The organism is Scytonema sp. UIC 10036 (genome assembly GCF_009725235.1).
The window spans coordinates 16,074-32,000 of the sequence record NZ_WJFC01000039.1; the positions used below are offsets into that span (position 1 = coordinate 16,074).

Sequence of the window (15,927 nt, forward strand, 5' to 3'; positions counted from 1 at the left end):
GCTCAAAGTACGTAGAGGTTGCACATTCTGGATTTACCTGATTCCCAACTTCTATATGGGTGTAAATAAATACTGTTGCTTAAACTAAGTTACCTATGCCAGCGAATTCCTGGCCCGAAAACGATCCCTATAACGAACTCGATCCGCTTAACTCCTCTGATGATTTGAGCGGAGATTTGAGCTATTCAAACTTCTCCTTACTTACTGACCTATCAGTATCAGAAGAGTCGGCAGAAGAGACATCGCCTTCTATGTCTCTTCCATCAAGGTTTCGAGGTCGCAGACGCAAAGCTGCTCTGGTTTTGACGATAGTCTGGAGTGGTACGATCGCCCTGCATTTAGTTTCTTGGGGTACTTTGTTTGTCTTGGGATTGACGACCATCCTAAGCATTCATACCCTAGTAGCAGTATTTGCTAGACCCAAAAAACGTTTGGAAGAAATGCAAGGGGATTGGCCTGTAGTATCTGTTTTAGTAGCAGCTAAAAATGAAGAAGCGGTCATAGACCGATTAGTCAAAAACCTGTGTAGTTTAGAATACCCAGAAGAACGTTACGAAGTTTGGATTATTGACGATAACAGTACTGACAAAACACCTGACGTACTGGCAGCTTTAGCTCAAGAGTACGACCAACTTAAGGTTCTGCGGCGAGAACCAGATGCAGGTGGAGGTAAATCAGGAGCATTAAATCAGGTTTTACCTCTGACTAAGGGAGAAATTGTGGCGGTGTTTGATGCGGATGCCCAAGTGTCGTCAGACTTACTGGTGCGCGTCATACCTTTATTTGAAAAAGAAAATTTAGGTGCCGTACAGGTCAGAAAAGTTATTGCCAATGCCACAGAGAATTTCTGGACAAAAGGTCAAGCAGCAGAAATGGCACTTGATGCTCACATGCAACAGCAAAGAATTGCTACAGGTGGTATTGGCGAACTGCGCGGAAACGGTCAATTTGTAAGGCGAGAAGCCCTACTGCGTTGTGGTGGTTGGAATGAGGAAACAATCACCGATGATTTAGATTTGACGTTTCGCTTGCATCTTGATGACTGGGATATTGAATGTGTTTTTAACCCAACGGTAGAAGAAGAAGGTGTCACAAATGCGGTCGCACTTTGGCATCAGCGCAATCGGTGGGCAGAAGGTGGATACCAACGGTATTTGGATTACTGGGATCTCATTCTCAGAAACCGTATGGGAACACGTAAAACCTGGGATTTACTGATGTATATGATACTACAGTACATATTACCTACAGCAGCAGTACCAGATATATTGATGGCAATAGTACGTCATCGACCACCAATTTTAAGTCCTGTAACTGGCTTAACAGTAACGATGTCAATAACAGGGATGTTCGTGGGTTTAAGGCGCATACGTAAAGACAAGGAATTTAAAATTTCTACAACTCTTCTACTAATGCTTGAGACCCTACGCGGCACACTGTATATGTTCCATTGGATAGTGGTCATGAGTAGTGCCACTGCCCGCATGTCAGTACGGCCAAAGCGTTTGAAATGGGTGAAAACGGTACATCAAGGGAAGAGTTAGTGGTTAGTTGTTGGTTGTTAGTAGTTAGTAGTTAGTTGCAACCACCAACCACTAACCACCAACCACCAACCACTAACCACTAACCACTAACCACCAACCACCAACCACTCACTAAAAAATGAAAATAACAGACTTAATAGATTGGTTTGAAGAATGGGCAAATCCAGCTTGGCAAGAAAGTTGGGATAATTGTGGTTGGCAAGTTGAGCCTGGGGTGTTGCAGGAAAGCGCACGCGTTCTTGTGTGTTTAACGCCTACTTTAGCAGTCATGCAAGAAGCACTAGCGTTACGCAATGCGGGTATCCCTGTGAATCTGATTTTTTCTCACCATCCCTTGATTTTTAATCCACCTAAGTCCCTACGCACTGGCGATGCTGTCAGTGAAATGATACGGTTAGCATTTACTCATAATATCGGTATCTATAGCGCTCACACCAACTTCGACCAGGTTGAGGATGGGACGGCTGATGTTTTGGCTCAAATTTTAGACCTTCAGCAAGTCTCTCCTGTAGTTCCCACCCAATCCAGTTTGGGATATGGACGCGCAGGCAATCTTAACCCATCCCTCACTTTAAAGAATTTATTGACAACAATCCAATCTAAACTCACACCACCTCATCTATTAATCTCACCCACAGAAGATCTAGAGCAGGAGATTTCAAGAGTCGCTGTTTTAGGTGGTTCGGGTGCTAGTTTTATTTCAGCAGTTCTTAAAACAGGTGCTCAAGCTTACTTAACTTCTGATTGTAAGTTTCATCAATTCCAAGAAAGTCGCGATCGCAATCTCATTTTAATTGATGCTGGACATTACGCAACAGAACGCCCCGCGTGCGATCGCTTAGTCCAAAAGTTACAATTCTTAAACTTAGACTGGGTGCAGTTAAGCCATAAAGATGAGGATTTCCGATTATTTCTGTGATACATACCATATACCAATTTAATATGAAGTTGCACATTATTTTTACCCCTCCTAACCTCCCCTTATAAAGGGGAGGAAAATAAATTTCCTGTTTCCCCCCTGCGCCAGAGCAGCCTCAACCTAACGTTTTAAGGTGGATGTGGTAGTAGGTTGGGTAAACCCGTGTGGAAACCCGATATTTACAGACATTTGTTGTGGCACTCTAGTGACATAAAAACAGCTTTTAACAGTAAAAGCTCATATGGAGTAGTATAAATAAATAATTAAAAAAACAGAAATATTACGGTGTACAAGGGTAGGGTTGGTATTGTTTGTTTATAGCAATCGCAATAAAATGTGGTATTATGAGTATAAAGAAAATATGAAGTTAGTGTGACTAAAGTCACAAAAAAAACTTATAAAAAATCACCAAGATATGTAGATCTGCATCAAACCGAAGGAAATTGAAAAAAGCCACACTGGAGGCAAGAACTCACCAACATCTACTCCAAATCACATGATCCGCACACTCGTTGAATCTGCTTTCCAGACCGGATGCCTCAGCGTTGAATCTGAAGGTCTTCTTTACCAGGTGCTAACAACAAGAAGTTATCAATCAAAAGATTTGATAGCCCTATCAGCCTTGTATGACGCAATTCGCGTTGGTCGGATTAAACGAGAATCATCTTCAAACAAAGCTATGCCGTTAGAGTTTCTCTTGTATAATGCAATCGGCTAACATTGCCTGAAAGATGAGTTGGTGCAGAATTGTTGAGAATAGGAAACATAATTAGATTGGGAAGCAAGTAAAAAAAAAGAACTCTTCAAGGTGTTGTTTCTAAAAAGGCGTGAAGGTCACGAGAGAATAAGCTAAGATCAAGTGTATAGGGGTAAAAGTAAAGCAAAGTCCCTAGAGTTACTAAGGATGCCAATGACTACAAGTAGGCAACTAAAGCAACCGCAATTACCTTTTGTTGTGGAGTATATTTTATTACATAATGGTAAACAGGGCTCGCCGGAGTCTTTTAACCTGTTCGAGGTATATCCGGAATTATGCGACTTCACTTGAAGTAAGCATTCTTTGAATCACCCCGACCAGGATTGAGTTTAGCTGGTACAGTCACAGCAAACTTTATGACCCAGAAAGCCCACATAGCTAAAAAACTACAAATCATTCTTTGGCTGGGGTCAGGACAGGCACCTCAATTGGGAACGTTGTACGAACCTAAACAAGGTGTCACATACTCGGGAAAACCCAAATGTTGACAGATTTAACTAGATTTAAAAAGGCAGAAGCAATAGATGCTACACCGCAAGATTTATCAGCTTTGTTGCGATGGGCGGGAGGTATGCGTGTTCTTGCGGGACCAGCAACGCTGGATTGAACGCGCCCGTATCATCGATATTGAGGGAGATTTAGTCACTCTTCGTTACGAAACAGAAGAAGAAGACGAGATCTGCTCTTGGGAAGAAATGGTTCGCCTTGAAAGCATTGGTGCTGTAACTCAAAAACTAGCATCAGTTCCCCGTGGCAATGTCGAACCTCTTCTAACAGAAGATTGTCCAGAAGCAGAACGCATCCGCAATCGCTTTACTGATTCAAATCCAGAATAGCTAATGGCTAATAGCTAATGGCTAATGGTTAATGGGTTCTTAACAATTAGCAATTAGCAATTAGCAATTAGCAATTAACTATCATTATTTCTTTCAAAGGCAGGGCAGTAACCTTCAAGAGTTACCTTGAAGTTGTATAACGGGGACGAGGGGTTCCAACACCTCTGTCCCCTTTGATGTCGGCACGTACCGCAGCAGTTTACATCAGACCATGCAGGACGATCGCTGTTTTGATTGAGAAGTTCTCTTTGTGTTAGCCCTCGCAACACAAGTTCTTCTCCTTGCCAACGGGCTTCGATTAAACCCGTATCGGCAAATTGTCGCCAACGGGGATCGGCGGCGATCGCATCGGGAAGGGTTATGGTAACTACAGATGCTAATTCGGATAGTTCGCCTTCATAATTGGTTTCTGGCGGTGCTGGCTGTAAAAAAGTTTCGCCAATCGGTAGTTCTACTAAAATCCTGGCGTTCGGCGAATGGAGATGGTATCGATTTTGCAACTCTTCTAAACTGGTCAAATCGGCTAGGTATGCTGAGGAACCGTGGATAAAAATAACGTGCTGGGGTCGCAAATTGTGAATGAGTTGGGTAGTTCCCGGACCGTCACTGTGTTGGGCAAGGAGGTAAGTTTCTATATTGGTGATTTCGGCGAATCTGTTATCGATTTTTATATTTGTTTTTTCAGGAAATAAAGTTAACCAAGGACCAGTTCCAGGAAGGCAGTATTCATTTAAATCGGCATCAGCGTCAGTCAGGATAATACAGGGCGAGTGACTGATATGAGAACGCTGTTCTAAGTGCAAGCGCCGCACGCGAGGACGTATTCGTTCATCCCAAAAGAGGGGTTGATGGCGAGCAAAGTTTTGGACTGAGGTGGGAAAATGGGGTAGAAGTTCCAGGTAAGCATCACATCCAAGCGCAACAGTTCCATCAACCCAAATATCTAAATCCCGTCCTGTAAAATGGTGATGGCTCCGTAAAAGCATGAGTAATTCTTGACCTAAGCCCAAAGTAGATGTAGGTAAAATCACGGAATGACGATCTGCGATCGCTCGATTGATTCTTTCCGCTAGCTGGTTCTCTTGACTGCGGCGGTGAGGATGGCGGGAGGTACCGTAACTTCCCTCAACAATCAGAACATCCAATTCTAAGCCCCGCAATTCCTCCAAACGCAAACCTTCCACCAATCGGGAGTTAGATAGGAAAAAATCTCCCGTGTACAGTAGTTTGTAGGAGCGCTCTGCACTCGTGTACGTAAGCAAAATTGCTACAGCCCCAGGAAGATGACCGGCGGGAAACAATTCTGCGACCAAACCATCTTTAAATTCCACTGGTGAGCGTAGGGGTAATGCCTGACAAAAAGATGGGGTATCCTCAAAATCTTGATCTAGCCAACTTAGGGGTAGTAATTTACTGGTGACTTCGCTAGCGTATATCGGTAAAAGTGGAAATGCTTTATGAAGTGCCAACAACCCTCTAGTATGATCTGGATGGGCGTGACTGACGAGAACTAAATCTGCTGGTAGAGGCGTACTACCCCGACGTGCTGACTTTTTCAACGATTTTGCTAGGGGAGAGATATCCGTCAAGCCACAATCTAGCAGAATGCGGTGGGGTCCCATTCGCACCAACAAGCAAACCCCTTCATTATCATGATGGACGCCATAAGATAAACATTCTAACTCACTAGCAGTACCCTTTGTATCAACCCCAGAGGATAGTGATAGGCGATCGCTCATTTTTGCCTCCCCTCTAATTTCATGTTTTTAGCCAATCGCCAAAAGCCAACTTTGTAGGGGAAGACACTTGCATACTTTAATAACCAGAGTTTGGTAGAGTATTCGTCCGAGACAGAAACTGTGGAAGGTAAACCCATCCACAGAGAGTCCCTTGCAAGCTCAGTTAGACATCCCCATTCCATTGAAATCATGGCTTTTACTCGCCTATAGAGTCTATACCAAACTTGCCCTGGGTTCAAAAAAAGTCGGTAATGAAACTTAATCAAATTTTAAGCTTATGACGGTGGGCGATAAGCTGCGCTTAACGGCTTAAGCCGTATCGCATCAAGACGATTCAAGGATTAATGAGCAGAACCATTGCCATGATAGTTATCTGAGTCATAGAATCCGTTCTTCGTGCCAAAAATCAAGCACGAAATTGTGAAAACGACTGTTAAAGCAACTAAAATCAGCTTGACATCCATATGTTTGTTAACCTCTACTCTAAAGACTTTCTGATTTTAATAGTAGCGATTCCCGCTTTTAGAGAAATCCCCTGAAAGTCTTTACTATGTTAGGGAAAATTCAGCAATAAGTAAATCTACTCCCCAGCTTGTTCCCAGGCTCTGTCTGGGAATGCCTGACACGAGGTTCCGCCTCCCGTACACAATATACCATGCAAAGCCATCGCACTCATTTGGAAGCCAGACCCCTTGCATCTGACAACTGGGTTAAATTTGGTAATACATCAGGTTACAGTTGATATTACTAATGTAGTTGAAATTACTCACAATACAAATTTTCATAAGCAAGATAATCTTGAATGCTTTGCATCATACTATCTACTTTTTTTTCTCCGTACCAATAGATTAGTAAAGATAGTCCAAATGCAACAGTGATAATAAGTGCTGTCTTACTCGTTTGACTTTCGGCTTTTTCTAGAACTGCTGCTAAAACAAGTAAGACAAAAGATAAAAAGAATATCAAGCTAAAGATTGTAGCCATATGCTCACCCTGTAAGCTTCAAAACTATGGGAAAATTATTCTAAGGTAAGCTACTAAAGCTATTTTTAGGTAAATAGACTAATTCCACAGACATAATTGTGATGGAGGTGTCATGCGAGGAGCGCTGTAGCGATAGAAACCACTCACATTTAATGAGGCTTTGGGGAACAAAACCCAATGAATAGTACCGTCTATACCTTCTTCAGTACGAATAATGTTTCCTTTGCCAAGTGTTAAGCGCTCCTCGGAGTCCCATTCAATTTTGGACTTTGATATGTTGGAAGCGGGATTAACAGCCCATAATATTTCTAAAGCTTCGCCTTGAATTAAGCTGTCGTTAACTTCACCCCTAATGCAAACAAAACGATCTGAGTGGGGATAACCATAGTATCCACTAACGCGATCGCCAGCTTTACTAAAGTTAAAACACACTCCTGCTCCATCTTGCCAATCTCTAGGAGCGGGTTGGCTGCAAAACTGGTATTTGCCGTTTGCTAGAGTGGCAATTCTGGTTTTATCTGGAGCATTTTTGTGGATTGATAAAATTGCTGATGGGGCTGTAACATCTATCAACGTAGCTATGAACAGGGCTGCAATCACCACACTCAACCTCAAAAGATTCTGTTTTCGCACCCTCTGATTTTTCGTATTTTTATTCTCCCTCAAAACTGGGAGTGCAAGATATTCGGTACAGTAAAGGTAATGTTTTTTAGAATTTTTCTTATACGAATAGTTAACTATGTCAGGAGAAAAATCCGCGTCACAGGGGAGAACAACACGACTGCAACCCGGTATGTTATGGAAACGTGTCAAAGAACAGACTGAGGACGCTCTTGCAAAGCAATCGTTGCTATCAATTCCTACAGAGTTTGAATTTGTTGAACAGGATGGCGTTCGCTTCCTAGTTCGGGTCTTATCTAATCTAGCTCGTAAGGATGCAGCTAAAAAAGAGCAACTCAAACAAATAACTCGTCCTGGGAAAGAATTTAATCCTTTTCTTCCTTATGAAGAGGATTTGTTTGTAGCCAATCTTTCAGAAACTCATGTATGTATTTTGAACAAATATAATGTAGTTGATTATCACTTACTGATTATTACTCGTGCTTTTGAAGAACAAGAAAGTTTACTGACACTGGAAGATTTTGCTGCCGTGCAGGCTTGCTTGGATGAAATTGATGGTTTGGTATTTTACAACGGTGGTAAAGTTGCTGGCGCGAGTCAGAGACACAAGCACTTGCAATTAGTTCCACTTCCATTTATCCCAAGTGGTTCTCAGATACCAATAGAACCTCTATTAGCATCTGCTCAGTTTCATAGCTCCATAGCGACCATACCGCAACTGCCTTTTATAAATGCATATGCACGGTTAGATGTCAAGGATATACAGTCACCATTAGCAACTGCCGCAGTAACCTTCGAGTGCTACCGTACCCTTCTCAAAAATCTAGGTATAGAAAACGCTCCAGGAAGCCAAAACAAGCAATCTGCTCCTTACAATCTGCTAGCTACGCGACAATGGATGTTAATTGTGCCGCGATCGCAAGAGAGTTTTGAGTCTATCTCCGTCAACTCTTTAGGATTTGCCGGTTCTTTGTTTGTGAAAAACGAGCAACAGATGCAACTTCTCAAAGACATTGGACCAATGACTCTTCTGAAGAATGTTGCTCTAAACCAGTAACAACTAACAACTAACCACTAACCACTAACCACTAACAACTAACAACTAACAACTAACCACTAACCTTCCCCCGTTTAACTTTTGACTTTGTTTGGTGATTGGCGGCTTGAGTTAACAAAGATTCTGCAAAAGCGATCGCTTCTTGTGCGGACTTCCCACCTGCAAGTTGTGCGAGTTCTTCTCGCCGCTTGCTCAAGTTGTCCAATGCGGTGACTCGTACAACAGTGCGCTGTTCTGAGTGTCCGTTGGTTGCTTTTTGACCTTTATCTGTATTAATCACTTGTTTGGCTACTCGAAAATGCCGATCTGCCATTGCGGCTACAAGAGGCTGGTGTGTGACACACAAAACTTGATGGAATTGACCGAGTTGGTGTAACTTTTCCGCAATAGCTTGGGCTACCCTTCCGGAAACTCCAACATCAATTTCATCAAACACTAATGTTGCTACCGCATCAGCCTGGGAAAAACAAGCTTTCAGTGCTAGCAAAAAGCGACTCATTTCACCACCAGAGGCAATTTCTGTTAAAGGTTGTAGCGGTTCTCCTGGGTTGGGGCTAAATAAAAAGGTAATTTTATCTGCTCCTGCTACTGTTGGCGGAACCGGAACAATTTCCACTTGGAACTTTACCTTATCCATTGCCAAAGGCTTTAATTCCCTTATAAGTTCTGCTTGTAGCGCATCTGCCACAGTCCGCCTCAATTGAGTTAATTCCTGACAAGCTTCAGTGAGTTTTGACAGGCATTCTGTTTCTTGCTTTTCAAGACTTTCTATAGATTGTTCGCTATTATTAAGCTGAGATAATTCTTCATGAATGCGTTGGTAAAAAGCGATGGCTTCTGCTAGCGTGGGACCGTACTTTCGGCAAACTTGCTTTAACTCTCGAATTCGCTCTTCTACTTCTTCCAAGCGTTGGGGGTCGGCTTCTAATCCTTCCCCATAGGCATTTACTTGCCGTGCAACTTCTGCTAAAGTCGCTTGAGCATCTCTAACCATGTCTAAGAGTGGTTGCAGTTGAGTATCATATTCAACCATGTTGGTTAATATCATCTCACTGTCTCCCAAAAGGTCTCCTGCTGCCGGGGCTTCATTATCATTTTGGTACAAAGCTTGATAGACTTTGTAACTCATTTGCTGCAGTTCAACTACATGGCTGAGGCGTTCCCGCTCTTGTAAAAGCTTATCGAATTCGTCAGGATCGCTTAAGTTTGCTGCTTTTAATTCTTGTATTTGATACGTTAACAAGTCTAACTGTTGTAACCGTTCTCGTTCTGATGTCCGGCGTTTTTCCAGTATTAGGTGCGCTTGTTGATATGCACCGAAAGCAGCTGCAACAACTTGGCGCTGCTGTATTAAGGAGTTACCGCCATAAACATCCAACCAATCCCGAACTTGAGCAGATTGTCCTACTTGTACAGTTTGACCTTGAGCCGTGATTTCCACAAGGCGAGCGCGCAGCCCTGTCATGACTTGCCGATTCACCAACACTCCATTAACCCGCGAACGACTGCGGATATTACTGGTGGTTTCAGTAATTTCTCGACTAAGAATGATGGAGTGTTCGTCAATTAAATCTATTTCCTGTTCGCTCAGCCAAGCGGCTAATGCAGAGTTAGCGGTAAAAGTCGCTTCTACCATTGACCGATTTGTGCCAGTACGAATGACACGGCTGGAGACTTTGCCACCGAGGACGGCATCAATCGCATCTAGGATGATGGATTTGCCTGCGCCAGTTTCACCTGTCAACACGTTGAGTCCTGCGCCAAATTCCAATTCCAGTTGGTCAATGAGAGCAAAGTTTTCTATTCGCAGAGAGAGCAACATCTAGTTAAATTCTCCGTGAGGACAGACGCCGGATATTTCCAATTCAAGAGACACTGAGAATGACCTGTAAGCGATCGGCTATACCCAATACCATTGAATAAAAACCCCTTGAGTGTACCTAACCTAGTTTAATTTGACTTTCACAAAGATTGGTGGTTGAAGATAGACTTTTTTTATCAGTGACCAGTGACCAGTAGCCAGTGACCAGTAACTGGTAAATGAAAACTGACTTATTGCGTAACATATTGTTACAATAATTAACAAATTAATTCCATGCAGTGGTAACCTCATGAATGCCAAGACAGTTTCCTACAATTCCCAACCAAACAAAGACCCTTCTAAAACTATTTCGGTGATAGAAGTGTCTGTTAACGACAACCATGCAGGCAAAATTAGCCAAAATGAATATTCTGCTACACAACCAGGTTTGAAAAATGCTGCGGTAGCTAGAGGAGACAGCTTACCGTATAGAAGCGATCGCGTGCTTTTAGGTAGGAAACGTGAATCTAAACAAATACGTTACGATGCTAGGGAGATTGCCCTAAACTATGAGCAAACACCCTTACAAGTTTTGCGTCGTGTATTTGCAGTTTTAGTACCAACTGTGTCATTTGTTTTTGGATTGTGGTGGGATAGCAAACGAGGAGTTGTTGTCAAAAATGACCGAAGACAAGCAATTAAGTTGCGAAAACTGCTGACAAAGCTAGGGCCAGCATACATTAAAATTGGACAGGCTTTATCCACCAGACCAGATTTAGTGCCTGCTGTATATTTAGAAGAACTTGCTCAATTACAAGATAAGCTACCACCTTTTCCCAATGAAATAGCTTATCAATTTATTGAAGAAGAACTCGGTTTACCGCCAGCAGAAATTTATCCCGTTCTTTCAAAAGATCCCATAGCAGCAGCTTCTTTAGGTCAAGTTTATAAAGGTAGACTCAATACGGGTGAAGAGGTTGCTGTTAAAGTTCAACGTCCAGACTTACGAGAAAACATAACTATTGACTTATATATTCTACGAAAACTTGCTGTATGGGCGCAGAAAAAAGTTAAACGGGTACGGAGCGATCTTGCAGGTATTCTTGATGAATTAGGCACTCGCATTTTTGAGGAGATGGACTACATTCATGAAGGAGAAAATGCGGAGAGGTTTTTTGAACTCTACGGTCATCTAAAAGACGTTTATGTTCCCAAGATATATTGGGAGTACACAAATCGTCGTGTTTTAACCATGGAGTGGATTAATGGTGTTAAATTAACTCAAACAGAAGAAATCCGCTCGCTAGGAATCGACGCTCGTTATTTAATAGAAGTAGGCGTACAATGTTCTTTGCGCCAGTTACTCGAACATGGATTTTTCCACGCCGATCCGCATCCTGGAAATTTACTAGCAACTCTAGATGGCAAATTGGCTTATCTAGATTTTGGGATGATGAGTGAAATTCAGCCCAAGCAACGCTATGGTTTGCTAGAAGCGATCGTTCACGTTGTCAATCGCGATTTTGAAGCGTTGGCACAAGATTACGTCAAGTTAGATTTTTTGTCACCGGATACAGATTTAACACCAATTGTTCCAGCTTTTGCAAAAGTGTTTGCTGAAGCTCAAGGTGCTAGTGTAGCTCAGTTAAACATTAAGAGTATCACCGATGACCTTTCAAATTTGATGTATGAATATCCCTTCCGCGTCCCACCATACTATGCTTTAATTATTCGTTCTTTGGTGACTTTAGAAGGAATTGCTATCTATATAGATCCTAACTTCAAAGTTCTGAGTGAAGCATATCCCTATGTTGCTAAACGTTTATTAACAGATCCAGCGCCTGAATTAAGAGCATCTTTGCGAGATTTGTTATTTAAAGAAGGTAGATTTCGTTGGAATCGTTTAGAAAATTTATTACGCAATGCTCGCAATAATGAGGATTATGATTTCAACTTAGTTCTCAATCAGGGAATAGACTTTTTATCTTCCGAACGGGGAGCTTTTATTCGCGATAAGTTAGTTGATGAAATTCTCAAAGGGGTGAATGCAGCAACTACAAATGTTTTGCATAACTTTACATATTTACTGCGAGAAAGAGTTGGAATTGCAGCAATTAATGAAACCCCTAGTGCGACAATCGAGCAACAACAAACCTTGGATCATATCAAACGGATCTTAAATATTCTGCAAGAAACTCGCGGATTTGATGCCACACAACTTGCACCCCAACTTGCTGAGTTGCTATTTAATCCCGGAGTGCAGCGTTTGGGACAACAAATAGCCAACCAGATAGCACAAAAAGCGATCGCACGACTCATTCGGCAATTGTTAGCATCGGAAGTACCAACAGAAGTTGATACTCGTGAAGATACTGTTGTGATTCAACCAAATCGATTGTCTTTACCACCTGCTAACTAAAACATTAAAATGGTGCGTTACGCGGAAGCTAACGCACCCTGATGGCAAAGGAATGGAAGCTGAAATTATGCCGGATAAATCCGCAGACGCCGATTTGGTTCTTCGCCAAAACTGTCGGACTTGAGGCGATAGTGTTCTACTAACTCATGTTGCATTTTGCGTACTGAGGCAGAACGGGGTAACAATTCGACTGGTTGCCCTTTGGGGATCACAATTTGTTCGACAGCAAGTCTTGCTTCCTCTAGGGCGTCAATCTCATCATCACTGGCGCTGTGCAGAAAGAGTTGCATTTCTCTTTCGTCGCCAATTTCGGGATCGTCAAGATTGAGCAAGCGTCGCAAACCTCTGGTAATCTGCGGCATGGTGCTGGCTTTAATCATGTGGATTGGGACTTGGCGGGCTTTCGCCAATTGCCTCAATTTGGCATGATTTTTGACGTGCGATCGCAATGCCAATATCGCATCAGCACTATCGATATCTTTTGTCAAGACTATGGGCAAAGAAAGAACCTGAATGACCTGATCTAATTGGCTGCGGCTGACACCATAGGGATATATGTGCAGTGGCAAATCCTCGCCATTAGGTCCCGGATATCTATATTCAGTATCCAAGCCATCAAATTCACTTAAAGATTCATCCAACAAACGGTCAAACTCGCTTTTCCCCGACCCGTTTTGTGTTTCACTTCCTATTGAAGGTAGGGGTAGCATTTGACCGGTTGTACGCCAACCGTTGGAATGTCTGGCTGAAGTTGCAAAACTGTCCTCGCTAACTGTTGCGTGCGTGCGACTCGAAAGGGGAATGACTTGGCGGGAAACCACCACCTTGCCCTTCTCATCAACAGTTCTGACTTGCGGGTTGGGTTGACGTCCTCGAAGAAGAGTATCTACTGTATCCGATACACTTTCGTGTACCACCCAGCGCTCTCGTTCCAACATTTCTACAGCAATTTCAAAAGTCGGAGGGGCTTTTCGTTCCAAAACAGTTTTTTGAGTCCCCCGCCGCCTAGCTTCATCGTCTCCCAGCGTCACAGCCTGGATACCACCCACTAAATCTGAAAGCGTTGGGTTTTTTATCAAATTTTCAATCTGGTTGCCATGGGCGGTTCCCACCAATTGAACACCTCGTTCGGCTATGGTACGGGCGGCTAGGGCTTCCAATTCTGTACCAATTTCATCAATCACGATGACTTCTGGCATATGGTTCTCCACCGCTTCAATCATCACTTGATGTTGTAGTTCTGGATGAGCCACTTGCATCCGTCGCGATCGCCCAATGGCGGGGTGAGCAACGTCACCATCACCTGCTATTTCATTAGAGGTATCGATAATCACTACTCGTTTGTTCAGTTCATCAGCCAGAACGCGGGCAATTTCCCGCAAGGCTGTTGTTTTGCCCACACCTGGGCGTCCTAGCATGAGAATCGATTTTCCAGTTTCTACTAAATCGCGAATCATGCCAATTGTACCGAATATCGCCCGACCAACTCGACAGGTTAGACCTATAATCTTTCCACTGCGGTTGCGGATGGCACTGATCCGATGCAGGGTTTGCTCAATTCCTGCCCGATTATCTCCACCAAAAGTTCCCACTCTTTGAATACAATCATCTATCTGCTCTTGAGTAACGGGGACTTCACTCAGATACTCAGCTGCTGACGGAAACCGAGCTTCTGGGCGACGACCTAAATCCAAGACTACTTCAACTAAGCTATCTCGTTGTGGATGCTTTTCTAGAGTTTGCCGCAGGTCTTGGGGCAATATATCTAATAATTTTTGGAGATCGTCTGTAATCGTCATGCTTTCTATGGTGACGTTTTTTAGAGATAGCGAGGACATTTCCATACTGGAGTTTTCCATCTTGAAAAATGTCCCAAAGGCGGTTTTCAGGACTGACAGCCCTTATTGCCGCGACTTGAGCTGGGAAACGAGGGAATCTGCAAGCTTAACTGCTTGCCAGAGCAATGAAGGTTCTTCTTCTAGGCGCATGCTTATTTTGACATTGGCTTGATTCACCTCCCTCTGTTCTAACTCTTCTAAAATCGGTGACAGCAAAACTCGGGCGTAGCTACCGTATGCGATTCCGGCAATTTTGGATTTTGGATTTTGGATTTTGGATTTTGGATTTTGGATTTTGGATTTTGGATTACAGTCTTCTAATCCAAAATCTAAAATCGGCAATCTAAAATCGTTCAAAAGCCCCATTGCCCGTAACTTAGCAACGGTGTAGCTGTTGGTTCCTCCTGCCAACTGCACATATCCCGGTAATTTTGCTGCCAAAACTTTTTGCCCTAACTTGACGGCTGCTAATGTCGTACCATCGCCAATGTCTCCACTCATGGGACGACCATCTGTTTGCCAAACTAGGACGCAAGGTAGGGGGCTAATGACCTCATAGAGAGTGTGAAGATAGTCAATCAAACCGTTCCCATCGGGACAGCTAATTGCTACTAACTTCAACCGCTCAACCCACGGTGCTATGGCTTGCCACAATCTTTTGAATTCTGCCAAACGCCCAACATTTGTATGAATTTCTACGGCATCTACCCCAGTTGACAATATCAATGGCGCGATCGCTCCCGGTGTTGATACATATGACTTTGTATAAATTATATCATATGGACATATAGGAATGCAACGACCGCAGCCGTAGCACTTTTGAGATAAGACTCCCGAAAAGTTGCTATTTACGCCATCGAAAACAATTGCTTGGGCCGGACAAATTTTTTCACAGGGGCGAGTACAGTTTGTGGGGCATTGCGTGACATTAAATTCGGCTTTCCGAAAATGCGGGTCTTCGCCATCATTAAGGCTGACCATCAAGAGCGGTTTTTTTTCATACCGGCCAAATCCTTGCTGTCCGACTGACCTACCCAACTCTGATGCAATTTGCAGCCCCTCCTTAGCTGCAGCAATCACAGACGGATCGGCGGCAACATCTATGCAGTCAGCCCCTGCCAATGTGTAGGCTAATGTTAAGCTTCTGACTGCTGGCAGATGTTGGAAGCTGGCTCCGCATATGAGCTTGAACCAGTGACCTTCCTCAAGCGAACGTAAAGGGTCTAACAAATGAGTCACAATTCTATTATGCAATGCAATAGAAAAATGTAGAACATTAATTCAAAAACTTATGACCTGCTAAAGAATAAGTTGCTAAGCAAGAGACAGCATTCAGGGCAATTCAGTTTTATGATGAAGATTCTTATCTTTCTCTTCATACTTAGCAATAGTACTTTTCAAGCCACAAGTCC

14 protein-coding genes are annotated in these 15,927 nt (G+C 43.1%); 7 read left to right on the forward strand and 7 right to left on the reverse strand.

Annotated features, from left to right (window positions below; translation table 11 throughout):
• The first annotated feature begins 95 nt into the window (after window positions 1–95).
• The 5 genes from F7734_RS19420 to F7734_RS19435 all read left to right on the forward strand — a co-directional run bounded on the left by F7734_RS19420 (window position 96) and on the right by F7734_RS19435 (window position 4,056).
• Window positions 96–1,544, forward strand: a complete 1,449-nt coding sequence (locus F7734_RS19420) for a glycosyltransferase family 2 protein (RefSeq protein ID WP_155746214.1) — start codon at window positions 96–98, stop codon at window positions 1,542–1,544.
• Window positions 1,545–1,662: 118 nt separating this feature from the next.
• Entirely contained in the window at window positions 1,663–2,463 is an 801-nt protein-coding gene (locus F7734_RS19425) for a Nif3-like dinuclear metal center hexameric protein (RefSeq protein WP_155746215.1), read from the forward strand.
• A gap of 496 nt (window positions 2,464–2,959) precedes the next feature.
• On the forward strand, window positions 2,960–3,181 hold the full coding sequence (locus F7734_RS19430) for a hypothetical protein (protein WP_155746216.1): 222 nt from the start codon (window positions 2,960–2,962) through the stop codon (window positions 3,179–3,181).
• A gap of 520 nt (window positions 3,182–3,701) precedes the next feature.
• On the forward strand, window positions 3,702–3,827 hold the full coding sequence (locus F7734_RS65395) for a hypothetical protein (protein ID WP_272900155.1): 126 nt from the start codon (window positions 3,702–3,704) through the stop codon (window positions 3,825–3,827).
• Entirely contained in the window at window positions 3,796–4,056 is a 261-nt protein-coding gene (locus F7734_RS19435) for a DUF6679 family protein (protein WP_347566237.1), read from the forward strand. The genes F7734_RS65395 and F7734_RS19435 overlap by 32 nt, the downstream gene beginning before the upstream one ends.
• 74 nt (window positions 4,057–4,130) lie before the next feature.
• On the opposite strand, the gene F7734_RS19440 is transcribed toward F7734_RS19435, so the two are convergent.
• The 4 genes from F7734_RS19440 to F7734_RS19450 form a co-directional block, all read right to left on the reverse strand.
• Window positions 4,131–5,795: an MBL fold metallo-hydrolase gene (locus F7734_RS19440; protein WP_155746218.1), complete on the reverse strand. Its 1,665-nt coding sequence runs from the start codon at window positions 5,793–5,795 to the stop codon at window positions 4,131–4,133.
• 341 nt (window positions 5,796–6,136) lie between these two features.
• The gene (locus F7734_RS65400; protein ID WP_279239738.1) at window positions 6,137–6,259 is read right to left on the reverse strand and encodes a hypothetical protein; all 123 of its coding nucleotides are present in this window, start codon (window positions 6,257–6,259) and stop codon (window positions 6,137–6,139) included.
• A gap of 298 nt (window positions 6,260–6,557) precedes the next feature.
• Window positions 6,558–6,779: a hypothetical protein gene (locus F7734_RS19445; protein WP_155746219.1), complete on the reverse strand. Its 222-nt coding sequence runs from the start codon at window positions 6,777–6,779 to the stop codon at window positions 6,558–6,560.
• A 78-nt stretch (window positions 6,780–6,857) separates the two neighbouring features.
• The gene (locus tag F7734_RS19450; RefSeq protein WP_166482006.1) at window positions 6,858–7,412 is read right to left on the reverse strand and encodes a hypothetical protein; all 555 of its coding nucleotides are present in this window, start codon (window positions 7,410–7,412) and stop codon (window positions 6,858–6,860) included.
• 106 nt (window positions 7,413–7,518) lie between these two features.
• Here F7734_RS19450 and F7734_RS19455 point away from each other — a divergent pair, with 106 nt between their 5' ends.
• Window positions 7,519–8,457, forward strand: a complete 939-nt coding sequence (locus F7734_RS19455; protein WP_155746221.1) for a phosphorylase — start codon at window positions 7,519–7,521, stop codon at window positions 8,455–8,457.
• Window positions 8,458–8,509: 52 nt separating this feature from the next.
• Here the strand turns inward: F7734_RS19455 and recN are convergent, their stop codons facing one another.
• Window positions 8,510–10,279 carry a DNA repair protein RecN gene (gene recN / locus F7734_RS19460; RefSeq protein ID WP_155746222.1) on the reverse strand — a complete coding sequence of 590 codons (1,770 nt, stop codon included), beginning with the start codon at window positions 10,277–10,279 and terminating at the stop codon, window positions 8,510–8,512.
• A 289-nt stretch (window positions 10,280–10,568) separates the two neighbouring features.
• Here recN and F7734_RS19465 point away from each other — a divergent pair, with 289 nt between their 5' ends.
• A complete protein-coding gene (locus F7734_RS19465) occupies window positions 10,569–12,677 on the forward strand; it encodes an AarF/ABC1/UbiB kinase family protein (protein WP_155746223.1) in 2,109 nt (702 codons plus the stop codon).
• Window positions 12,678–12,742: 65 nt separating this feature from the next.
• Here the strand turns inward: F7734_RS19465 and F7734_RS19470 are convergent, their stop codons facing one another.
• Both F7734_RS19470 and F7734_RS19475 read right to left on the reverse strand, forming a co-directional pair.
• Window positions 12,743–14,476 carry a R3H domain-containing nucleic acid-binding protein gene (locus F7734_RS19470; RefSeq protein ID WP_155746264.1) on the reverse strand — a complete coding sequence of 578 codons (1,734 nt, stop codon included), beginning with the start codon at window positions 14,474–14,476 and terminating at the stop codon, window positions 12,743–12,745.
• Window positions 14,477–14,578: 102 nt separating this feature from the next.
• Entirely contained in the window at window positions 14,579–15,754 is a 1,176-nt protein-coding gene (locus tag F7734_RS19475; protein ID WP_166482007.1) for a circadian clock protein LdpA, read from the reverse strand.
• Window positions 15,755–15,927 lie beyond the last annotated feature (173 nt).